We start from the raw sequence: 22,557 nt of genomic DNA, 5'->3' as shown, positions 1-22,557 counted from the left end.
CGGCGCTGGGGGGCGGGAGGAGTAGGGGGGAGCAAATCCGTCAGGGCTCGTTCTGCTAGCGGCAGGGCTGGCATGGGAACTGCGCGGCCAGCCCGCAATGCCCCACTGATGTCACGCAGAGCGCGGAGGGCGGTAAGGTAGCGGCCGGGCTGCTGCAGGGCTGCCCGTGTCAGCTCAGTGCCAGCACGGTCGAGGGTAGCGGCCGCGGTGCTTGGTACGGCCTGACCTTGGCGCAGGCGGCTCATGTGCTGCAAAGCCTCGCGCACGGTAGGTAGTGCTGCTGGGGTAGCTACTTGCTGCTGCCGCCGGGGCGCCTGCGTACCGGCCAAATCACCCGTGAGGCGGGTGGTAGCTTCGGGCATGGGTGGGGGCGTAAACCCGGCTTTTTTCACGTAGGCACGGGTTTGCTGCTGTACCTGCTTGAGCAGGCGCAGGGCTCGGTACTCAAACGGCAATGCTTCTTTGGGGCGACCGGTACGCAGGCGTAACTCGGCTTCCCACATCTGGCTTAGTACGCCCTGTAGCTTGGCTTTCACGGCGGGCTCCAGGAAATCGGCAGTTTCAGAGTCGTCGTGACGGTGAATGTAGGCTTCCATCAGTGCGGCCGTGGCTTCGGTACCCGCCGGAGCATTGGGGTCGGGTAGGGTGTGGCCGTGGTCGTGACCATCATCGGCCGTGTGTTCTTCGGCAGCATGTTCGGCGGTGGCGGGCTCTGCGTGGTCTTCGGCTACCACGGAGCCCAGGCCCGGTGCTTCTTCTGGCGTCTCCTCCGCTACGGGTGGGTGGTTTCCTTCCCCGAGACCATGGTCACCTTCCTCGCCTAAAAACTTGCCGTAGCGCAGGCGGAGCACCTTCTGGTCGAAGCCAATGGTGTTGGCCCGCTCTAGTAAGGTAGCGGCAGCCAAGCGAGGTTGTTCGGCCACCAACTTTTCCGTGTCAATGATGATTTGGCGCTGACTGCGAAAGTAAGCCGGAGCAGTATTAACGCCCAATGAGGCATCGAGAGTGCTGCTCGTAGCCGCAGTGTCCTCCCACTGCACCAGGTAGGTGTCGGAGCGGGTAGAATGTTGGTGGTTGTCCCAGGCCTGAATGTAGAAGTATACTTCGTCGCCATACGTTAGGCCCAGGGCTGGTAGGCGCAACACGTGCTGTAGCGTAGCGCGTGTAGGCTGAGCGCCGCCCAGCCCAGCGCTGAGGTCGGTGGCTACTTCCCGAAACTTGACGGCCTCGCCTTGGCCCTGAGCAACAGTGGCTACTAGGCGGGCGTGAGTCAGGCCATAGTCGTCGCCGAGCGCCACGCGCACCGCCACTTGAGGCGGGTGCCCAAACTCCACCAGCGTGTACGCCTTGGGTGTGAGCAACCGCAGCGTGGGGGCTTGGTCGGCCTGGACATCAATAGCGTAATCATCGGAAACTTTCCCCGCGAAGCGCACCCGGTAGAGAGCAGACGATGTTACGTCCGCTTCCGTAGCATAGGCATCTGGCTGCCCGGCCACGGCCCTCATGGGCAGCCGGCGCGGTCCTAGCTCTAACACGGGCGCGGCGGCACGGCCACTTACGTGCACTACCCAGCGCACCCGGCTGCCTTGAGGGCAGCGGAAAGAAGGCTGGGAGGCCGTGTACCCTGCCTGACGAGTATAGGTAGGTGGGCTTACGTGAATGGTGGTGCTACGTACAAGCGCTGGCACCACTTTTTCGCCCGCTACCGGCGCTTCCTGGAAGTGCAATTGCACCGCTGGCTCCGTCGTTGCTGACGGCCCAAAGGGTCGTAACCACCAAATAATAGCCGCGGCTACCAACAGGCCCGCGGTCAATAACGCAGGCTGCCTAAACGCTACGGGTAAAAGCGGAGTACCCGCAGACGCCAAGTGCTCCAGCCGCCGGCTAGTGCGTTGCTGCTGCAAAGATTCCAGCAGGTTGAAATCGGCGCTGTGTTGGAGAAGAAGGCCCGTACTATCTTCTAAGTCGGGATAACGCCGGTCTAGCTGGCGGGCCGCAGCCGCTATTGGGCTGCGAAAAATGCGAGCTAGTTGCCACCCTACCCCGCACAGCAATAGTACCCCGCTCACTAGCGCCAGCCAGCGCCAGGCCGGCCAGTAGGCTCCTACTACCCCCAGCAGCAGCAAGGCCGCTACCGTGGGTAGCACCACCGCCAAGGCCCGGCGCTGCAGCCAATTTTGGTGGAGCTTGGCAAGCACGGAGGAAGCTACTAGAGCAGGGGGGGGCGCAACACTACTCATGCGGCAGGAACGGATGAAGCGGAGGATTGAGCAAGACGGCGGGTAGCCAGCCACCGCTCCACGGCAAACAGTAGGCCCGCTGCCAATACTACCAAGGGCGTAGAGTCGTGCACGGGGCCGCTCTGAGCGCTACTGACAGCAACTACCGATGATGGTGTTAGTTGGTTGCCACTGAGTTGCGTGGGATCTAGCTGGCGTGGGTCAAGGGAGTTTGTGCTGGTGGCGGGGGGCGCTAGTACCAGGGGGAGCAGTTGGCTGGGTAGCTCAGGGGAGTCGGCCAGCTCACTCCAGGTAGGAGCAAGGCGGGTGTGCAAATGGTATAGCAGACCACGACCAACTGCCTGCACGGAAAGCGCCGGACTTCCGTGGGCATCGGTCCAGAGCGCCCACGCACTGGTGTGCAGCGGCAGGGTATCGTGGCGCAGAAGGCGCACGGGAGGCTGTATGCTGCTGAAGGGCAAGGTAGTGGACACTGATGCACCTGGAGCTGGGGCATCTTGCCACAGGCGCATGCCCTGCTGCACCCGCTGGCGCCAAGCAGCTGGTACGGGGGCGTCGCGCAGCCAGAACAGCCACGTGAGGGAGTCAGTAAGCGGCGGAAGCTGGGTAGAAACAGTAAGGCGCGGCCGTATTGGCGCCACGGACCCAGCCGCTTGCAGGGCAGCCCCCAACACGCGGGCATCGGGGGCGTGAGCCGCATCGTAGCTCACCCACCAGCGTGGAGTGGTAGCTTGCACGGGAACAATATAGGTAGTTGAGCCCGTGGTTACCCGTATGCGCGGTTGCCCAGCCTTGGGCTGGTAGGTGACCTGCGTTGGCGCTGGTAATATGGGGAGAGTTGTTTCGGCCAGAGGGCGCCGCAACCGCAGGGGGCGTACGCGCACCGCAGTTTCGGAGCCGTGGGCCAGCACTAGTACTATGCTATCTGGGTGGGGCTGGTAGGCCGCTAACAGCCACGTGGCAGAATCGGTGGAAGGCGGCACAGGGTGCCAAGTTACGTTGGCGGGTAGTGCGGGCCGGGTGCCCCGGAAGTTGCGCATCAGCAGTGGGGCTACCACTACCAGGGGGCGGTTGGGGAAGGAGTCGGCCGCTTGGCGTACCTGCGCCCACACGTTCGGGACTCCATCATCGGTAGCCAGTACTGAGTCGGGGGCGGTGGCGCGCAGGCGCGCAGTCCAGGCTTCGGCCGAAAGTAGCGGAAGCCGGGGCCGCAGTTCCCGCAGCTCGTACCCACGGCGGCGAAGGGAGTCGATGGTAGGCTGAAGCGAGCTAAGTGCCTCCGCGGAAGCATCAGGCTGAGTAACACCTGACCACGAGGGGCAGGAGCTGCCGCTTGCCAGCTTGGGTAAGCTAGGGCCAAGGCCAGCAGCCCTACAATGGCTGCTCGTACCAGCAGCAGTAGCAGCCCCTCAGGCTTGAGGCTACGCAAGCGGCGGTTGGCCCCTGTTTCCAGCCACCGCAAGCTGCCCACCTGCACTACCCGGCCGGGGCGCCTGTTCCAGAGGTAAATAGCCACTGGCACAGCCAACCCCAGTAGGGCCAGCACTCCGGCAGTAGCGTGTTGGAGGAAGAAGGCAGGCAAAGAGCTCAGGCAGTTAAGCGTGGAAACAAAAAGTCGTTCTTCGTGGCAGGAAAGCTGCGTGGTACGGACCGCTTTTTAGGCTAAGGTTCAGGCCATGCGGGTGGTGCGTTGTCGTAGAAACTCCCGCAGGGCGCGGTCCAGGGGTTCGGCAGTACTCAGCTGGTAGTAGTCGAATCCTTGGCGGCGGGTGGCGGTAGCCGTGCTGCGCAGCCATTCGTGCAGGTGAGTTTGCCAGGCGCTACGCTGCTGGTCGGCATCAAGCTGAAGGGTGCGGCCCGTTTCCAAGTCCTGAAACGTGACGGCCCCGCGAAATGAAAACTCCAGTTCGTTGCGCGCTAGCAAGTGCAATAGCAGCACGTCGCCGGAGGCGGCACGTAGCCGCGTTAGGAGCCGCATAATCTCGTCCTGCTCCTCATACAAGTCGCTTAGACAAATAATGAGCCCAGGTTGGCGGCGGGCCGTGAGGGGAGCCAGCGTACTCCGGTCGGGGAAGGTACCCTCGGCGCGTAGGGTTTCCAGCATGTGGTAGAGGCGCGGCAGCTGGCGCGGGTCGGCGCGCGGGGGCAGGTGCTGTAGGCCCGCCGGATGCAGCACCGTAAGCGCCACGGCATCGCCCTGCTGCGTAGCTACGTAGGCCAGCGCCGCGCACAGCAAACGGGCGTAATCGAGCTTGCTGAGGCCATTGTCGTCCTGGTGGTTCATGCTGGCGGTAGCATCCAGCACTAGGTGTACCGTCAGGCTGGTATCTATCTCCGATTCCCGCAGGTAGTACCGATCTGAGCGCGCCGCTAAGCGCCAGTCGAGGCGACGTAAATCGTCACCGGGCTGGTAAGGCCGATACTGGCTGAACTCCATGCCGGCGCCCTTCCGGCGGCTGGCATGAGCCCCGTGCAACAGGCCCTCAGCCGCCTGCCGGGCCGCCAGCGGGAGGTTGCGCAGCGCATGAAGATGTTCGGGCGTCAGCATCGGCGAGTAACAATCAGTGGTTGGGTGCTGGGGGGCAGTAGGAAAATGCCAGTAGAAGCAGGTGCCAGCCGTAGCATGCAAGTTGAGCTAGCAGTACCTCCTTCTCTTCGCTTGCGGAAGCAGATAGCAGGCGCTGTGGGCAAGCGCGCTAGACCCGCACGGCCTTGAGCAGTTCCCGTACCGCATCATCTGGGGTGAGGCTTTCGGCCTCGGCGTTAAAGTTCAGCAGCACGCGGTGGCGCAACACAGCGGGAGCCAACGCGTGCAAATCTTCCACCGTAGCGGCAAAGCGGCCGAGCTGCAAGGCTCTGGCCTTGGCGCACAAAATAAGCGCCTGCCCAGCCCGGGGGCCCGCCCCCCAGCGCCCGTAGTCCCGAATGAACTGTACGTCGGAAGTAGCCGGGCGGGTAGCGCGCACCAGCCGGTTCACGAAGCCCAATAGCTCCGGACTAATGCTGACTTGGCGGGTGAGCTGCTGTAGCTGCCGGATTTCCTCGCCGCCCAGTACTGGTCGCACCTCGGGGCGCGCATTGCCGGTAGTGCCGCTCAGCACCGCTAGTTCTTCCTGCTCGGTGGGATAGCCAATGCGGATGTAAAGCAAAAAACGGTCGAGCTGGGCCTCGGGGAGGGGGTAGGTTCCGCTTTGCTCAATGGGATTTTGCGTGGCCAGCAGGAAGAAGGGCTTTGGCAAGGCATGTTCCTGGCCGGCGTACGTTACATGGCCTTCCTGCATAGCCTCAAGCAGTGCCGCCTGGGTTTTAGGAGGCGTGCGGTTGATTTCGTCGGCCAGCACCAAGCTCGCAAAGATGGGACCCTCATTAAATTTGAAGGAGCGGTGCCCGGTGCCGTGGTCTTCCTCCAGCACCTCCGTGCCCAGAATGTCGGTGGGCATCAGGTCGGGGGTGAACTGGATGCGGCGGAAGGGCAAGTCGGTGGCCTGGGCCAGGGTGCGTACCAGCAAGGTTTTGGCCAGGCCCGGCACGCCTTCTAATAGGGCGTGGCCACCGGCTAGCAGTGCCACCAGCACTTCATCCAGCACCTCCTGCTGGCCCACAATGACCTTGCTGATTTCCTGTTTGAGTTGGGGAAGCTTCTGAAGTAGGCGAGTAACGTCTTGTTCGGTCACTGACTCGGGCGTTGTGTGGAAGAGGAAGATGCGCGTAAGATAAAGTCAGCTATACCAAAGTAAGGATGCTTAGAAAAATGAATTTGCCGCATTTTTCTTTAGAAGCTAAAGTCTGATTGACGGGCAGAGTGGTTTGCCAGCCGCCGGTACAAGTATCTACTTCGGGCCATGATACACAATTGCTCCTGCACTTGCCGCCTGCTCCGCTTCCTGATGCCAGCCGTTCTGGCGGCTTTTCTGAGTCCGGTTGCCCGCGCCCAAACCACCCCGGACACTACTCTCCAAGCCCCCCCTAGCTACCGCAACGCTGTTCGTCTGGACCTGGGCGGCGTGCTGGCCCGCAACGTTGCCTACAATGCGCTTACTAGTCAGCCCCGGGTACTGCTGCCGGTGCTAGTGGGCTATGAGCGGCAGCTAGGGCAGCGCACCAGTGCCAATGCCGAGGTGCTGGTGCACGGGGGCACGCCCGATGAGCGCACAAGCGGCCTGGCTTTGCAAGGCCGCTACTACTACTATCAGCGGCACCAGCGGGGCCTAGCGGGCCTGTATGCGGCCCCTACCATCAGCTACCGATATGTGCGGCAGCAATTCTACTACACCCCCGTGGAAACGCACAAATTAGCCGGGGCCGGCGTGTTACTTGGAGCCCAAGTACCGCTTGGGGTGCGCCGTCGTCTCCTGCTCGATGTATCGGGCGGTATAATGACGTGGGTCCGGGTAAATCCTGTGCACACCAGCACCGCACCCGGCGGCTACTATCAAGAGAAAACCTACTACGAGCGAAACAGCTCGGTATTCGACGGTCGCATTAGCCTAGGCTACCGCTTCTAAGCTGCCAACTAGGCCGTGAGGGCGTACAGAATGATATTGACTCCAAATTTGGTGTTGTCCTCGGCCAGAAAACGCTTGTTGCGGAAGTCATAGTCCCATTCACAGCCGTAGTCTTTGTTGGAATAGAGCACGGCTAGCCGCCCGTTGATTTCGATGCCTTTCAGGTAGTCGTGCACCAGGTCGTCGCCCCAGCCATTAAGCTCGAAGCCGGTATTGGGAGGGCCTTCTGGAAACTTAAAAAACTGAGAGTAGATGGGGTGGGTCTTGGGTAGCTTCTTTAAAGCACCCGCCCCGAAACTAACCCGCATCTGTTCTTCGAAAGAACGGGCAAATAGTCCATCTATATCGTGGTTGCAGTCGTCCACGAATACGAAGCCCCCGCCGCGCACATACTGCTCGAAGTTTTTCTTTTCCGCCGCCGAAAACTGTACTAGGCGGTGCCCGGAGAGGTAGCAGAAGGGGTAGCGGAACAGCTCGGGAGAGTCGAGCGCTACTACTTTCTCTTTGGGGTCAACGGGTACTTTGGTATACTGCACCAAGGAGTGCAGCAAGTTGGCCGGCATCCGCTCATCCACGGCATCCCAGTCGCCGGAGCGGTATTGCAGGCGTACAAACGTAAACGGTGCGGGCACGGTAAAAAGATAGAGGTTCGGAGAGCAGCAGGGGAAGGACGCAATTTGCACCGCTAGGGTGGCTTACCCAGCCAGGAATCAAGAAAAACTAGCGTTGGGCTGGGTGTGGAATTTCAGGTGGCGCCTGCTGCAGCTATATACTAGGCGCGTATTTCTGCGTTTGACACGTACACCTGTTGTACTACAGAAATACTTGACTACCTGCAACTATGAAACAAAAATTGCTTCTCCTATTGCCGTCGCTCTTAGTAGCTGGCGCCGCGCACGCTCAGCTCGGAGTGAAAGCCGGTATTAATGCCGCCGTGCTGGATGGTGAAAACTTAGGCTCCACGTCCACCGACTACAAGACCTACTACCACGTGGGCCTGCTGTACCAAGCCAAAGTGCTGGGTCCGCTGTCTATTCAGCCCGAAGTGTTGTATTCATTGCAGGGTAGCTCATTTAAAGATGCCCTCGGCAACTACGATACGAAGCTGCACTACCTCAACGTGCCCATCCTGGCCAAAGTGACGCTGGGGCCGGTATTCGTGGAAGCCGGCCCCCAGTTTGGCGTGCTTCTCTCAGAAAAAGCCGATGGTGGCGTGAGTGCCTCATCCAGTGGCAACGGCCCCTATAGCAGCTACAAAAAGGGCGACGTGAGCTTGTGCGCGGGAGCCGGCTTAAAGCTGGGCAGCGTGCTGCTGGGTGCTCGGTTCAATGCCGGGGTCAATGACATCAACGACGTGAAAAGTGTGACCGGAACCAACGACCCCCGCCTGCGCAACCGGGTTGTGCAAGGATACTTGGCTTTCCAGTTCGGCAACTAAACTGCCAGCTTGTACCCGAAATGGTTTGGTGAGACTGAAACAAATGTCGTGCTTGCGACAAATTTCAGTTTCACTTCTTCGTTTTATGCAAAAATTTACGCTTGTATTCGGGTTGCTATATTAGTTCTACAGTGGCTTGCTGGGCTCAAACGGGAGTTCAGGTGGGCGCAAAAGCCGGCCTAAACCTCGCTGTGCTAGATGGCAGCATCAATCAAGACACCAAGTTTAAGCCTGGGTTTCACTTTGGGGGCGTACTACGGTGGCGCCCTGCTGCGCATTTTGCCCTGCAGCCAGAGCTGGTATACTCCCAGCAAGGCTCCAATAATGAGATTCCTGTAGGGCCAGGAGTGGCGCTTGAGAACAAAACCAAACTCTCCTACCTAAATATCCCGGTGTTGGCAAAAATCTATCTGGGCAACGTAGTCAACCTGCAGGTAGGGCCGCAGTTCGGGCTGCTGCTGGCTGCTCAGCGGGAAGGCCAGGTGGGCTACTACGCGAGTTCCAACGGCAGCGGCTTCCGCACGGAAGATGTCGACGTGAAAGACAACTACAAAGGTGACGTGGCCCTGTGTGCCGGCCTGGGAGCTGACCTGAAAAATGGGTTGCTACTCTCGGCGCGCCTCAACTATGGAGTAACGGACATTAATAACGATGAGTCGCAAAAGCAACTGCGTGACTATCTGGATATTGGTGGCTTGCACAATCGCGTAGTAGAGTTTTCTGTCGGCTACCTATTTGGTTCCAAATAACCATCTGTCCCGTAGCTTCAATAGCAAAAGCCCTGCCTGGTTAACCAGGCAGGGCTTTTGTTGTATTGTGCACCGTTGCTTACACCGCGTCGGAGAGGCTAGTGAAGGTGAAGTCCCGGATTTTCAGCGGGGGCACCAGGTTGCCGCCTAGGCGCTGAGGGCGGCCAATGGCTTCAATGTTGTTGAGCATAATCACGGGGCTCTCATTGAAGCGGAAGTTCTTGATGGGGAACTTGATCTTGCCGTTCTCAATGTAGAACGTGCCATCGCGAGTGAGGCCAGTGTAAAGTAGCGTCTGCGGGTCTACGTCGCGGATGTACCACAGGCGCGTTACCAAAATGCCTTTGGCCGTGCTCTTGATAAGGTCGGCGGTGCTTTGAGTGCCCCCTTCCATGATGAAGTTGCCAGCAAATGCCGTGGGCTCCACGCCGTTTTTCTGAGCCCAGTAACGGGAATAGTACAAGTTCTTCACCACGCCCTTTTCTACCCAGTTGATGCGCTTTACGGGTAGGCCTTCTCCATCGAACACTGAGCCTGGGGCCTGAGCGTTTAGAGGGTCGGAGTAGATACTGATGCGCGAGTCGAATAGCTTGTCGCCCTTGCGGTTGCCGCCGCCCTTCTTACTCAGGAAGGAGCGGCCTTCATCGGCCTCACGGGCTCCAAAGTTGTACACCAAGTTGTTGAGCAGCCCTTCGTCCGACACCAAGGCGGCGGGCTCCAGAATCACGGTGTACTTGCCGGGCTCCAGGGCCTTGGCATTGCGCGAACCAGCTGCTTTATCGGCCGCAATCTGGGTTAAGTTTTTGGCATTAAACTTAGTGGCGTCGGTAAAATCGGCCACGGCGTAGCCGGAGCCGGTGCCATCGGGCGTACGCACAGTCACGGAGAAATCTAAGCCAGTACTTTGCTGGTAGGCCTCCAACCCCTTGTTGTTGCGTAGCGCCTGGAAGTAGGCACCATCCTCTAAATAGCCCGCGGCTGTCAGCTGCTTGCTTGAGCTAAGCGCAATGCTGTCGGCGGCGGCCTGAGCCCGGAAGTCGGGCCTGATGGCAGCGGTACTGGTTGCGTAGCTCACGGGCGTAAGATACTGCTGAGGCCCTAGCAGGGGCATGTACTCCTGGTCTTCCGGGGCAAGGCGGGCAATTTCCTCGGCCCGCTGCACGCAGCGGCGCAGGGTGGCATCATCGAACTGGTTGCAGGTAGCTACCCCGCTCCGCTTGCCGAAGCGTGCTTCCACCGCCAGCGACACGTTGTCGGACACGCCGGCCGTGCTCACGTTGTTGCGGGCGTAGCGGATGTTGCCTACCGTACGACCACTCAGGCTGGCTTGGCACTCATCGGCGGTGCTGAAGCTCAGCACCTTTTTCAGGATAGCCTGAGACTCGTCTTTGGAGAGAATGGGCATGGAATTGAGGAGCCGATTTTTGAGATGAACAGAACCCAGCTTTCTACTCGTCTTTCCGGCCGGGCCAGCAATTCGGGAGCATTACTGCTAATCAACCCAAACCCTGGTCCTGCCCGGAAAGAGCGGTAGAAATAGCTAGCCGATTTTGCGGGCAGTATTGATGACGTTGACGGCGTTGAAGCGGGTAGTAGCGGAGCCGTGGCTCACGGCGGAGCTTTGGCTGGGCTGGCCCTTGCCGTCGTTGAAGAAGCCCGCAAAACGGTAGTCCGACTGGTCGCAGGTGGCGGCGCAGCTGTTCCAGAATTCTAGCGTGTTGGTCTGGTAGGCCACGTCTTCCAGCATCCCGGCAATCTTGCCTTTCTCAATGGCGTAGAATACCTGCCCGCCAAACTGCGAGTTGTAGCGCTGCTGGTCGATGGAGAAGGAGCCGTTGCCGGCAATGTAGATGCCTTTGTCTACGCCTTTTACCAGATCATCCACGCTCATTTTCTGCGCGCTGGGCTTGAGGCTTACATTGGGCATGCGCTGGAACTGCACATCCTGCCACGACTGGGCGTAGCAGCACCCGTCCGATTCGGTCTGACCTACAATGTGTGCTTGGTCACGAATCTTCTCGTAGTTCACCAGCTTGCCTTGCTCAATCAGGTTCCACTCCTTGGTTTTCACGCCCTCATCGTCGTAGCCCACTGCGCCCAAGGAACCGGGCTGCAGCTTGTCGGCCACAATGTTGACTACCTTCGAGCCATACGGAATGTTCTTAGCCTTCCACTCCAGGGTGGCGAAGCTGGTGCCGGCGTAGTTGGCTTCATAGCCCAGCACCCGGTCGAGTTCCAGGGGGTGCCCTACCGACTCGTGAATGGTAAGGCCCAGGTGGTGCGGATCCAGCACCAGGTCGTACTTACCGGGCGTCACCGACTTGGCCGTGAGCTTTTCCTTTACCTGCTTAGCGGCGCGGGCGGCGTCTTCCAGAATGTCGTAGCTGTTCTTGTACCCAATAACGTCGGAGCCAGCGGGGCCCGCTATTTTATCGGCGGCTTTGGGCGTGAGGTACTCGTAGCCCAGGCCCATGGGCGCGCTCAGGGCCTGACGGGAGCGGAATTTGCCCGAAGCCCGGTCGATGGCCGTCACGCTGAACGTGGGGTAAATGCGGTGAATATCCTGGTCGATGTAGGAGCCGTCGGTGCTGGCGAAGTACTTCTGCTCGTTTACCTGAAACAGCACCGAATTCACAAAGCTGGCACCGTTTTCCAGGGCCTTAGCATTGGTAGCTAGCAGCAAATCTACCTTGTCTTTGATGGGCACCTCGAAGGCATTTTGCTGAATAGGAGCCTTCCACGACACTTCTCCATAGCCGCGCTGGGGGGCTAGCTGCACCTTTTCCTTTTGGGTTTTGGAGTTTGCCTTGGCAATTTCTACTGCTAGCTGCGCCGCCTTAGCCATGCCAGCCTCCGTCACCACGTTGGTAGAAGCAAAGCCCCAGGTGCCGTTGGCAATTACGCGGATGCCCGCGCCGTAGCTTTCCGTGTTGGCAATATTTTGGACCTGCTTTTCACGGGTGAAAATGCCTTGGTTGAGGTAGCGCCCAATGCGCACATCGGTATAGGTAGCGCCGGCGGCTTTGGCCGCGTTCAGAGCAGCGTCGGCCAGGCGCTTTTTCACGGCTACATCTGCGCCTCCTTGCAGTAGGTGGGCAGGGTCCACTTCGGTGCCGCCGAAGCTGGGCAGGGAAGGCAGCCACAAGGCGCTGGTGGCTAGGCCCGTCAGGCCCACAAAGTCACGTCTTTTCACAGTATCGGAAGATTGGAAGTGGAAGAAGAAAGTGCCGCTCCGAGTGCTGCGCCGCAGCTAAGCTTCTGCTCAAGGAAGCTACCTCAGCTGCGGCGCAGTACGCGGAAGGACAGTTCTAGACTGCGTCGGAAAGGCTAGTGAAGGTGAAGTCCCGAATCTTGAGCGGGGGCACCAGGTTGCCACCTACCCGCACGGGCTTGCCAATGGCTTCCAGGTTGTTGAGCATGATAATGGGCGACTCGTTGAAGCGGAAGTTTTTCACCGGGTGCTTGATCTTGCCATTCTCAATATAGAACGTACCGTCGCGGGTGAGGCCAGTGTAGAGCAGCGTCTGCGGGTCTACTGGGCGGATGTACACAGGCGCGTTACCAAAATGCCGCGCTGGGTGCTCTTGATAAGGTCGGCGGTGCTTTGGGTGCCGCCCTCCATAATCCAGCCGCCGGGGCGGGGCAGGTCGGGGATGTTGTTTTTCTGGGCCCAGTAGCGGGTAGTGTACAGGTTTTTCACTACGCCCTTTTCAATCCAAGTCACCTTTTTCTGCGGGCGACCATCACCCGAGAACGTCAGGTCGGCCACGTCGGCGTTGGTTGGGTCGGAGTAGATGGTTACGCGCTCATCGAACAGCTTTTCACCCTTGCGGTTGCCACCACCCTTCTTGCTCAGGAAAGAGCGGCCTTCGTCGGCGTTGCGCGCGTCGAGGGCACTCATGAGGGCCTGGAGCAGAGAGGCATCGGTGTTGGCTACTAGGGCGGCGGGTTCCAGAATCACGGTGTATTTGCCGGGTTCCAGAGCCTTCGCGTTTACCGAACCGGCCGCTTTATCGGCCGCAATTTGCGTAAGGCGCGTCGCGTCGAACTTGCTGGCGTCGTTGTAGTCGGCGGTAGCGTAGCCTGAGCCGGTACCATCCGGGGTGCGCACCGTAATGCTGAACTCCAAATTGGTAAGTTGTTGGTAAGCTTCCAGTCCTTTGTTGTTGCGCTTCGCTATAAAGCCCGACGAGTCGTTGAGGAAGGCTGCCGACGTGAGCTTCTTCTGGTCGCAGAGCTGCATGCTGGCCCCTACCTGCTTGGCGCGGTAGTCGGGCGTGATGCCTGCTGTGCTAGCGGCAAACGACTTGGGTGACTCTAGGTACTGCTGGGGGCCTAGCAAGGGCATGTATTCGGGGCTCTCCGGGGCAAGGCGGGCAATTTCCTCGGCCCGCTGCACGCAGCGGCGCAGGGTGGCATCGTCGAACTGGTTACAGGTAGCTACCCCGCTCCGCTTGCCGAAGCGAGATTCTACGGTGAGGGCTACGTTATCAACGCCGCCGCTGGTGCTGATGGCGTTACGGGCCGAGCGCACGTTGCCACCAATTTGGCCGTTAAGCGTGGCTTCGCACTCGTCGGCGGTGCTAAAGCTCAGCACCTTTTTCAGGATGTTTTGAGCTTCGTCTTTAGAAAGGATTGCCATATAAGTTGCTGTGCTGATTTCTACTGGAAGGGCGGCTTGCGCAGTCCTAGCCGATTTTGCGGGCAGTGTTGATGACGTTGACGGCGTTGAAGCGGGTAGTAGCGGAGCCGTGGCTCACGGCCGATACTTGGCTGGGCTGGCCTTTACCGTCGAAGAAAGAGCCGAACAGGCGGTAGTCCGACTGGTCGCAGGTGGCGGCACAGCTGTTCCAGAACTCCTGGGTATTGGCCTGGTAGGCCACATCTTCCAGCATCCCGGCAATCTTGCCTTTCTCAATGGCGTAGAACACCGTGCCGCCAAACTGAAAGTTATAACGCTGCTGATCGATGGAGAAAGAGCCCCGGCCAGCAATGTAAACGCCCTTGTCCACGCCCTTAATCATGTCGTCGACGCTCATTTTCTGCGCGCTGGGCTTGAGGCTGATATTGGCCATGCGCTGGAACTGCACATCCTGCCACGACTGGGCGTAGCAGCACCCGTCGGAGTGGTCTTGGCCCACAATGGCGGCTTGGTCACGGATTTTCTGGTAGTCTACCAGCTTGCCTTCCTTGATGATATCCCACTGCCCGGTTTTCACGCCCTCATCGTCGTAGCCTACTGCGCCCAGAGAGCCCACCTGGGTCTTATCGGCCACAATGTTGACCACTTTTGAGCCGTAGGGCAGGTTTTTAGCTTTCCACTCCAGGGTGGCAAAGCTGGTGCCGGCGTAGTTGGCCTCGTAGCCCAGCACCCGGTCAAGTTCCGTCGCGTGGCCGATGCTTTCGTGAATGGTAAGGCCCAAGTGGTTTGGGTCCAGCACCAGGTCGTACTTACCCGCCGTTACCGACTTGGCCGTGAGCTTGGCCTTGGCTTGCTGGGCCGCCAGGGTGGCATCTTCCAGAATGTCGTAGCTGTTCTTGTAGCCGATGAGGCCCGTACCGCTGGGGCCGGCAATCTTATCAACAGCCTTGGGCACCATGTATTCGTAGCCCATGCCCATGGGCGAGCTGAGCGCATCGCGGGTGCGGAACTTACCGGAGGCCCGGTCGATGGCCGTGGCCGAGAACGTAGGCCAGATGCGGTGAATATCCTGGTCGATGTAGGAGCCGTCGGTGCTGGCGAAGTACTTCTGCTCGTTGATTTGAAACAAGGAAGAATTCACGAAGCTGGCGCCGTTTTCCAGGGCCTTGGCATTGGCCGCTAGCAGCAGTTCGGCCTTTTCCTTCACTGGCACTTCAAAGGCATTCTGCTGAATGGGCGTTTTCCAGCTTACCTCCCCGTAGCCGCGCTGGGGAGCCAGCTGCACGGGCTGCTTCTGCACCTTGGCGTTGGCCTTGGCAATTTCCACGGCCAGCTTGGCAGCTTTTGCCAGGCCCTCTTCCGTTACTACGTTGGTAGCCGAAAAGCCCCAGGTGCCATTAGCAATTACGCGTACTCCGGCTCCGTAGCTTTCGCCACTGGCAATATTTTGGACCTGCTTTTCGCGGGTGAAGATGCTTTGGTTGAGGTAGCGCCCAATGCGCACGTCGGCGTAGGTAGCGCCGGCCGATTTGGCCGCGTTTAGAGCGGCGTCGGCCAGGCGCTTTTTCACGGCGGGATCCACCTGCTCCAGCAGCTGGGCGGGATCTACCAGCGTGCCGCCGAATCCAGGAAAGGAGGGTAGCAGCAACGCTCCAGTAGCCAGGCCGGATAGTCCCACGAAGTCACGTCTGTTCAAAGAAGTAAAGGTTTGGTGATGGAGAGGAAATCAGATTGGAATAGAAATGTAGGCAGAAGCCTGCGAATTGCAACCTAGGGACGCAATTGCCGTAAGAGGGCTGCATTTTTGTAAAGAAGTAGAGGAATTGTTGCAATCCGTAGCAAAATCTGAGGTTATTCTAGATTTTGTTATTCGTCGTTGGCTTCTTTCCTACTCTGCAAAAGGGGCACACTACTCATCCCTGACACCACCTTGGTAACTGCCAGAAAGTAGTGCCCTGCCCGCATGGTTCTGCTTGGCGCCCACTCCCGCGCCCACGAAATACTTAGGCAACCAGGGCCAGCAAGTCAGCGGCAATCTGCTCCCAGGGCTGAGCCAAGTCAATGGTGACGATGCGTACGGGGTGGCCGCCGAGGGTGTAGCGCACATCAATGGCCTGGGCGGCAGCAGGGTACAGCAAGATGCCTTCTAGCTGCTGCCCCGGAGCAGTGGGCTGGTTTTGCAAGTAGGCGTAGAGCTGGTAAAGGTGGGGCGATATTAGCTTCTGCTGGCTGTAGCGCTGGCGTAGCGCGGCGGCGTAGTACTTGGTATCGAGGATGATTTTGCGCTCGGGGCTGTCCAGGGTAGTGTCCGTAACCATGCTGGGTAGTAGACTGAGCACCTCGGGGGCCGCCGCTTCGGCCTGCCATTGAATGGTCTCGCTCAGTACCCGAAAGTGGCGCTGCTCTAGGCGGTAGAAGTTGCGCACAAACTGCTCGAAGATGCGCGCCATCAACGCTTCGTCGCGGCGGAAGTCGCGGAAGCGGGTAGGGCCGTCGGCGTGCGGAGAGGGGAGGGCACTCTGGTGTATCAGCTCACACACGCTCAGCAGAAAGCCGCCTAGCCCCGTGGGCCGCAGCCGACGCGCCGCGCGGAGGGTGGCGGGCGTAACAGCGTCTGCCGCAATACCCGCCGGAAAGCGCCGCATCACTACGCGCACCTCGTGGCGCACAGCCGCCGGCAGGCTGCGGGCCCGACTTAGCTGGTGCAAGGTGCCCAGCAGCACGCGCGCCAGCACCGTATCAGGTCCCAGCTCGTCGAACTCACAGATGGCCCGGCTGCGCTGTAGCAAGTTGCGGCTGAGCGTAGGCGCGAGCTGCACCCGGCCCCGCAGCTCCGGTAGCTCCTGAATCTGCTCGGTGTACGCAACCGGCAAGCCTTGTCGCAGCTGGCGGCGCGTAGCCGTTAGGAGCACGTGCGTAAGTAGCTCCAGCGGACGGTGGAAGGTAGTTGTTTCGGTGGCTAGCAGCTCCGCCCGCTCGGGCAGGCGGTTCCACGCATAACAGAGCAGGTAGTACAGATTCTGAATGGGAATCATCCGGCTGATGAGGCTAGCAGCTTTTTCTTTTGCTGGGCCGCTTTGGCCGGCTGATCTAGCCAATAGTCATCCAACAGCGGCGCAATTTCTTGTTCCAAAATCAGCTGGAGCCACTCGGGTGCCGCACTGGGAGTAGCTGGAGGCTGGCAGAAATAGCTATGCCCGATGCAGAAATCAGGGCCTAAATCGGGGTCGTCAGCAATTACTTGGTTGAGGGCCGTCAAGTGCGACACAAGCCGGGTAATGACTGGTGCGGGTACCTGCTGGGCTGCCAAGAATGCCTGCAACGGTTCCCCAAACTCTGGCTCTAGCCCCACAAAAGCAAAGCGGCGGCGCAGGGCATAGTCGAGTGGGGCCAAGCTCCGGTCGGCCAGATTCATCGTCCCAATAAGGTAGAGGTTCTCGGGTACGAAAAACGGCGGACTACCCACCGGGGCGTAGGGCAAACGAATGGCATGGGCGGGGCCGCGCTTATCGGCCTCTAGTAGCAGCAGCAGTTCGCCAAAGATGCGCGCCACATTGCCGCGGTTCAGCTCATCAATCAGCAAAATGTGGGGGCGCTCGGGGTCTTGGGCCGCCCGGTGGCAAAAATTCACCAAGATGCCATCCTGCAATCGAAAGGAGCCGGCTCCATCGGGGCGGAAGCCTTGCACAAAGTCCTCGTAGCTAAAGCTGGGGTGAAATTGTACCACTTCCACCCGGGCCGCATCGGTAGCGCCCAGCTCAAGCCAGGCCAAGCGCCGAGCCAGGAACGTTTTGCCGGTGCCGGGTGGGCCCTGCAAAATCAGGTTGCGGCGGCGGCGCAGGGCGGCCTGGGTGGTCGTGAGCTTATCAGCAGAAATAAACAGCTCCGCCAGGGCAGTAGCTTGGTTGTAGGGTTGGGGCGCCGGAAGCTGGTAGGCCAACGCTGGCTCCTGCACGTCGGCCGACAGGGACTCCGTGGGTTCGGGGGTAGCTAGGGCTCCGAGCTCAGGCTCTGCCGTAGCTTCGTTGCGGCTGGCGGGGCGGCCTTTCCGGGGCGCGGGCTTTTGGGTAGCTCCGGTATACAGCTCCTGCATATGCTCCTGGGCGGCCACGTCTCCATCCAGTAAAGGCGAGTTTTCCAGGGTGGGGCGCTTGGTAGCCACCGTGAAGTCGAGCTTTTCCAGCACCCGGTTGGTAGGGGTGCCCGCTGGCAGTGGCCAAGGAGCCTCGGGCTGATTGAGTGCCAAGCGCCACGCCAACTGCGCTACGGCCCGCGGCGCGTAGCGCCGGCCCTGGTATACAAGGTCGTATACCGTGCTCAGGGGCATGCGCGGGCCTTCCTGGTCCATCTGATGAAGGGCGCGCAGCACATGGTCACGGGAAAGCTGGGAAAGGTCGAGGTCGGGAGTTGGCATTCGGTTCTAAAGTACAAGCAAAACACCGTTGGTCGGGCGTTTTGCTCCCGCAGTGGGAAATTCCTAACGTACAACGCCGGCTACACGAATGCAGCCGGGCCGTTGTAGGGTCAGGAAAGGCGACTAGCCTTTCTGCGTGGTTTTCTTTTTGCCGTCGGGCCGGTCTTTCACGGTTTCTTCGTTTTTCTTCTCTTTATTCTTGGTAGCGGGGTCCGTGTGCTGGGGGGTGGAAGTAGGCTGGGCCATAGGAAAGGCAGGTAAAGGTGAACACTAGTACCTGCGTATACGGCCGGGCTTGGAGAGTGATAGTGTGGAGCAGAAATTATATGTGAAATGGGGGGCTTAGCCAGCCGTGATAGTCCGCTGAATACCCAGCTTTTTCATGCGGGCCTCCAAGGTTTTGGGGTTGATATCGAGAAGAATGGCCGCGCCGTTGGGGCCACTCACGCGGCCGCTGGTTCGGCGCAGGGCGGCCAGAATATGGTCGCGCTCCTGGTCCTTGAGCGTTTTGATGGGGCCGCCCGCCTCCGTGGCGGCAGGAACCATTTGGGCCGCCGCCGAAAAGCCCGCAAACTCCAGAAAGGGCCCCTGGCTCACGATTACGGCCTGCTCCAGCACGTGTTCCAACTCGCGCACATTGCCGGGCCAGCCGTACTGGCGCAGGGCCTTGAGGTCCCGTTCGCGCAGGCCCCGCACGGGCTTGCCCATTTGCTTGGTGAAGCGCTCCAAAAAGTAGCGCATCAGCGGCTCAATATCATCGGGCCGCTCGCGCAGGGCGGGCAGTTTGATGGGGAACACATTGAGGCGGTAGTACAAGTCGGCGCGGAAGCGGCCAGCGGCTACCTCATCTTCCAGCACGCGGTTGGTAGCGGCAATTACCCGCACATCGGTATGGATAACGCGGCGGCCGCCAATGCGCTCAAACTCCTTCTCCTGCAACACCCGCAGCAGCTTGGCCTGCAAGTCCAACGGTAGCTCGCCTATCTCATCCAGGAAGATGGTGCCCCCATCGGCCAGTTCAAATTTCCCAATGCGCCGGTCGTGGGCGCCAGTGAAGGCGCCTTTTTCGTGCCCGAATAGCTCGCTCTCAATTAGTTGTGCGGGTAGGGCAGCGCAGTTGATTTTAATAAGTGCCCGTTCCTTACGGGGCGAGAGGTTGTGCAGGGCACGGGCCACCAATTCCTTGCCCGTGCCCGTTTCGCCCGTGATGAGCACCGTGGTATCAGTGGGGGCTACCTGGGCTAGGCGCGTGTACACTTGCTGCATCACGGCGCTTCCGCCCACAAAGTCATCGAGGCGGGCGGCGGCGGTGGTATTAATCTCGTCAATCAGGTAGGTGCGTTCCCGCTCAAGCTGGGTCCGCAGCAAATCAATCTGCTCAAACGCCAGCACGTTCTGAATAGCCAGCCGGATTTGGGGCACCAGCGTTTGAATAAGCTCTAAGGTTTCCTCAGTGAAGGCCAAGGGTTGGTGGCTGGCCAGAATCAGGGCTGCCGTAGGTTCATCGGTAGTATCCAGAGGGGTGCAGAGAATAGACTGGGTGCCCCGCTCTTCCCGGATGAAGCGCAGAAACTTGTAGCGCTTGGTTAGCTCCTCAAAGCCAGCGCCCACATACACGGCCGGGCGCAGAAACACCTCCACTATCTCTTGTTTGTCGAGGGGTGGGTGCGGCAGCTCGTCGTAGCGGTTTTCATCGAGGGCGGCGAAGGTGCCATCGGGTTGCTTGTTGAACTCGGCCAGCACCCGTACCGGCGAGTTGGTTTCGCGCACTCGTACCCCAAAGTAGTCGCAAGGAACTACGTGGTTGATTTCAGTTGCAATGGTGCGAAACAGCTCCCCGCGCTCCTTAATGCTGAGTAGCGCATTGTTTAGCGCAAGCTGCATCGACTTTTCCTGCTCTCGACGCGCAATATCCTCGAAGGCTAGCGTATTGGTAACGGCTACGGCCACGAGGCTTCCTATCTTCTCAAGCAGGTCTACGTCGTTGGGCGCAAATTCGGGGTGGCGCCGGGCTACCAGCGACATGAGGCCGATGAGCTGCCCCCCCGTGCGTAGAGGAATGACCAGGAAGTAGCGCATACCTTTTTCCAGCAATGCCCGGAAGGGGTCGTACTGGGGGTAAGTTGCCACTAGTTCCTGCAAGCTGTACTGGTGAAAGTGAGGCTCGCGGATAAACAGCTCCACGGGCGTACCCTCTATGGGCATTCGGCCCAGGGGCTTGCGGCCTAGTTGGTCGGGTAGAAGCACTTCGCCTAGGTAGTCGCGCAGAAATACCCGACGGTACTGCCGCTCACTATCCACGGTAAGGATGGTAATGGCATCGAAGGGAAAGATCAGGCGCAGCTTCTCCGTTACGCTCCGAAACAAGTCGTCCTTGTTTCGGGTAGTAGCAATGGCCTCATTTAAGTAGAGTAGCAAGGAGTCATCCTGGTCTGGCATGGCCGTAGGAATAGTGTTGAGCTAGCAAGAAATAGCCTAATTATTCCTGAAATATAAGGAATAAAAACAAGGATTTTCTGAAATATGAGGAAAAAAGTGCGGCTGAGCAGTAGTGGTTTTGATCAGGATGAAAAAATATTTTATGCGTTTGTGCGCAATAGAAGGGGTTTTCATCACACATTAAAATAATTTTAACGGGTTGGCACGTAGTTAGGTAAAGAGCGCATATCCATAAGCTGTTTTAGATATGCTTTTCCGACCACAACATGCTGCACCGCTGCTCGCAACCTTAGGGTTGCTGGTAGGTAGTGCAGCCCACGCTCAGGTGCCAATTGCCGCCGCAACGGCCGGCGACTCCCTGTCGCTGGAAACTACTGTCCGCTCGGTGCTTGATGCCAATCCGGCCATCAACGCCCTTCAAGAAGAAGTAAACCAAGCCCAAAGCCGCCTTGAGGAAACGCGTACCGCGCTGCGGCCCGTAGTAGACGGCACTGCCAGCTACACCCGCGTTGATCCGCAGGTGAAGCTGCAACTTAGCCCCGATGCACCCGCTTTTCAGTTGGCGCCCAATAACAACTACGACACGCACGTAACGGCGCGCTACACAGTGCTCGACTTCGGGCGGGTCAACGCGGCTATTGAGGCTGCGCGCAACCGTGCCCTCACGGCCTCTGACCAGATCAACGTGACTCGGCGCGACTTGGCTTACGCTGCCGCTCAGAGCTACTATAGCATCCTATTTGCCCGCGAGGCCATCCGGGTGCAGGACTCGCAGATTGCCTCGCTCCGCCAACACCAGCGCGAGATGGAAAAGCGGGTGCAAGGCGGTGTAAGCACCAACTTCGACGTGACGACTACCCAGGTGCGCATTGCTCAGGCCCAGGACCGCAAGATCGACCTGCAAAACCAGCTCCGCAACCAGGAGATTCAACTGGCCCGCTTGCTGCATCGCCCCGAGGGCGAAGTAACGCCCGTGCGCGGCCGTTTTGAATACAACCCCCAGACCGTGGACGTCGCCGCCGCTCTAGCCGCTGGCTCGTCGAACCGCCCCGAGGTGAAGCTGGCCCAGGATGCCGAAGCTGCTGCCGCCGCCCAGTTGCGCGTAGCCGAAACCAGCAACAAGCCGTCTTTGAGCGTGCTGGCCCAGGCCGGGGGCAAAAACGGATACATCGTACCTAATCTGGAGCGCTTCCGCTTCAACACAGTGGCCGGTGCCCAGTTGAACGTGCCGATTTACGACGGGGGCCGGAATCGCACCCAGCGCGCCGTGGCGCAATCGGCCATTAAAGGAGCACAGGCCCGCACCCAGGACACCCAGGAGCAGGTACGTGCCGATGTGCTGCAAGCAGTAAACAACATGCAAACCAGCACCGCCCGCTACGACAACTCCCAAGTGCAGATTGAGCAAGCGACCGACGCCCTAACCCGGGCCAAAGCCCGCTACCGCTACGGCGTAGGCAACAACCTCGATGTTCTCGACGCCGAAACCCAGCTGGCTCAGTCGCGCCTGTCGCGCCTCCAATCTATCTACAATTACACCCTTGGCCAGTACCAGCTCCGCCGCGCTACTGGCGAGCAAATTTGGTAGCAGTGAATGCCTGAGTGGGTGCGGCACGTGGTTAGCCAAGCAAAGGCCACCAGCGGCACCTCACCCCACCTTTTCACTCTCCACACAACTAGTGATATGACCATCCTGTGTCCGATTGACTTTTCTGCCGCAACCGAGGCGGTAGTGATGTACTCGGCGGCCCTGGCAACGGGAACGGGCGCGGAGCTACGGTTGCTACACGTACTAGAGCCTGAACCTCGGGCTTCCACGGCGCCCGTCAACGATATGGAGCTAGCCTACCGGCTGGCCCAGCACCGGGAAGCCGTACAACGCACGGGGGCGCACGTATCAACCGCCATCATTACTGGCGACGCGGCCCGCACCATTGTAGAAGAAGCCCGCCGCTACCCCGCCGACCTCATTGTAATTGGAGCGCACGGGCAAACCGGCCTGACGCGCTTTTTAATGGGTAGCACCGCCGAAACTGTAGTACGAACCGCTTCTTGCGTGACACTGTTAGTAAAGCCAGGCTGCCCAAATGCCTACCGCCAATCGGCGTAAATACCTCCGATAGGTTGCTG

General features: G+C 59.5%; 18 protein-coding genes and 1 pseudogene. 5 read left to right on the top strand and 14 right to left on the bottom strand.

The window, feature by feature from the left end; all coding sequences use genetic code 11:
- The 5 genes from VI25_RS08510 to VI25_RS08490 all read right to left on the bottom strand — a co-directional run.
- The coding region (locus VI25_RS08510) for a DUF4175 family protein (protein WP_161806904.1) at positions 1-2,198 on the bottom strand (2,198 nt) is incomplete at its 3' end.
- A gap of 38 nt (positions 2,199-2,236) precedes the next feature.
- The gene (locus VI25_RS08505; RefSeq protein ID WP_045688873.1) at positions 2,237-3,352 is read right to left on the bottom strand and encodes a hypothetical protein; all 1,116 of its coding nucleotides are present in this window, start codon (positions 3,350-3,352) and stop codon (positions 2,237-2,239) included.
- Positions 3,298-3,822, bottom strand: coding sequence for a BatA domain-containing protein (locus VI25_RS08500; RefSeq protein WP_045688874.1), 525 nt, complete (start codon positions 3,820-3,822; stop codon positions 3,298-3,300). Before VI25_RS08500 ends, VI25_RS08505 begins: the two co-directional genes overlap by 55 nt.
- 87 nt (positions 3,823-3,909) lie before the next feature.
- On the bottom strand, positions 3,910-4,788 hold the full coding sequence (locus VI25_RS08495) for a DUF58 domain-containing protein (protein ID WP_045688875.1): 879 nt from the start codon (positions 4,786-4,788) through the stop codon (positions 3,910-3,912).
- Between the two features lie 148 nt (positions 4,789-4,936).
- A complete protein-coding gene (locus VI25_RS08490; RefSeq protein ID WP_045688876.1) occupies positions 4,937-5,914 on the bottom strand; it encodes an AAA family ATPase in 978 nt (325 codons plus the stop codon).
- A 168-nt stretch (positions 5,915-6,082) separates the two neighbouring features.
- On the opposite strand from VI25_RS08490, the gene VI25_RS08485 reads away from it, so the two are divergent.
- Positions 6,083-6,745, top strand: coding sequence for a hypothetical protein (locus tag VI25_RS08485; protein ID WP_152981548.1), 663 nt, complete (start codon positions 6,083-6,085; stop codon positions 6,743-6,745).
- Positions 6,746-6,753: 8 nt separating this feature from the next.
- Here the strand turns inward: VI25_RS08485 and VI25_RS08480 are convergent, their stop codons facing one another.
- Positions 6,754-7,377, bottom strand: a complete 624-nt coding sequence (locus tag VI25_RS08480) for a DUF4159 domain-containing protein (RefSeq protein ID WP_045688878.1) — start codon at positions 7,375-7,377, stop codon at positions 6,754-6,756.
- A 209-nt stretch (positions 7,378-7,586) separates the two neighbouring features.
- Here VI25_RS08480 and VI25_RS08475 point away from each other — a divergent pair, with 209 nt between their 5' ends.
- Together VI25_RS08475 and VI25_RS08470 are read left to right on the top strand one after the other, a co-directional pair.
- Complete coding sequence (locus VI25_RS08475) at positions 7,587-8,183, top strand: porin family protein (RefSeq protein WP_052695264.1); 597 nt, start codon at positions 7,587-7,589, stop codon at positions 8,181-8,183.
- A 131-nt stretch (positions 8,184-8,314) separates the two neighbouring features.
- The gene (locus VI25_RS08470; RefSeq protein WP_045688879.1) at positions 8,315-8,932 is read left to right on the top strand and encodes a porin family protein; all 618 of its coding nucleotides are present in this window, start codon (positions 8,315-8,317) and stop codon (positions 8,930-8,932) included.
- Between the two features lie 79 nt (positions 8,933-9,011).
- On the opposite strand, the gene VI25_RS08465 is transcribed toward VI25_RS08470, so the two are convergent.
- The 8 genes and pseudogenes from VI25_RS08465 to VI25_RS08435 all read right to left on the bottom strand — a co-directional run bounded on the left by VI25_RS08465 (position 9,012) and on the right by VI25_RS08435 (position 20,427).
- Positions 9,012-10,337 carry a TldD/PmbA family protein gene (locus VI25_RS08465; RefSeq protein WP_045687307.1) on the bottom strand — a complete coding sequence of 442 codons (1,326 nt, stop codon included), beginning with the start codon at positions 10,335-10,337 and terminating at the stop codon, positions 9,012-9,014.
- Between the two features lie 135 nt (positions 10,338-10,472).
- Entirely contained in the window at positions 10,473-12,125 is a 1,653-nt protein-coding gene (locus VI25_RS08460; protein ID WP_045687308.1) for a TldD/PmbA family protein, read from the bottom strand.
- A gap of 115 nt (positions 12,126-12,240) precedes the next feature.
- A pseudogene (locus VI25_RS08455) lies at positions 12,241-13,574 on the bottom strand (TldD/PmbA family protein).
- Positions 13,575-13,620: 46 nt separating this feature from the next.
- Positions 13,621-15,270, bottom strand: a complete 1,650-nt coding sequence (locus VI25_RS08450) for a TldD/PmbA family protein (protein WP_045687309.1) — start codon at positions 15,268-15,270, stop codon at positions 13,621-13,623.
- A gap of 307 nt (positions 15,271-15,577) precedes the next feature.
- On the bottom strand, positions 15,578-16,609 hold the full coding sequence (locus VI25_RS08445; RefSeq protein ID WP_045687310.1) for a 5-methylcytosine restriction system specificity protein McrC: 1,032 nt from the start codon (positions 16,607-16,609) through the stop codon (positions 15,578-15,580).
- Complete coding sequence (locus tag VI25_RS23995) at positions 16,606-17,988, bottom strand: AAA family ATPase (RefSeq protein WP_055562431.1); 1,383 nt, start codon at positions 17,986-17,988, stop codon at positions 16,606-16,608. The genes VI25_RS08445 and VI25_RS23995 overlap by 4 nt, the downstream gene beginning before the upstream one ends.
- Positions 17,989-18,111: 123 nt before the next feature.
- Entirely contained in the window at positions 18,112-18,234 is a 123-nt protein-coding gene (locus VI25_RS27695; RefSeq protein ID WP_262489933.1) for a hypothetical protein, read from the bottom strand.
- Positions 18,235-18,330: 96 nt separating this feature from the next.
- Entirely contained in the window at positions 18,331-20,427 is a 2,097-nt protein-coding gene (locus VI25_RS08435) for a sigma 54-interacting transcriptional regulator (protein ID WP_045687311.1), read from the bottom strand.
- Between the two features lie 247 nt (positions 20,428-20,674).
- On the opposite strand from VI25_RS08435, the gene VI25_RS08430 reads away from it, so the two are divergent.
- Complete coding sequence (locus VI25_RS08430; protein ID WP_082455455.1) at positions 20,675-22,015, top strand: TolC family protein; 1,341 nt, start codon at positions 20,675-20,677, stop codon at positions 22,013-22,015.
- A 96-nt stretch (positions 22,016-22,111) separates the two neighbouring features.
- A complete protein-coding gene (locus VI25_RS08425) occupies positions 22,112-22,537 on the top strand; it encodes a universal stress protein (protein ID WP_045687315.1) in 426 nt (141 codons plus the stop codon).
- The last annotated feature ends 20 nt before the right edge of the window (positions 22,538-22,557 follow it).

The organism is Hymenobacter sp. AT01-02, from assembly GCF_000961955.2.
Classification (GTDB): Bacteria; Bacteroidota; Bacteroidia; order Cytophagales; family Hymenobacteraceae; genus Hymenobacter; species Hymenobacter mucosus.
Note: the sequence above shows the minus strand (reverse complement) of the source record. Positions and strands in the feature narration are given on the sequence as shown.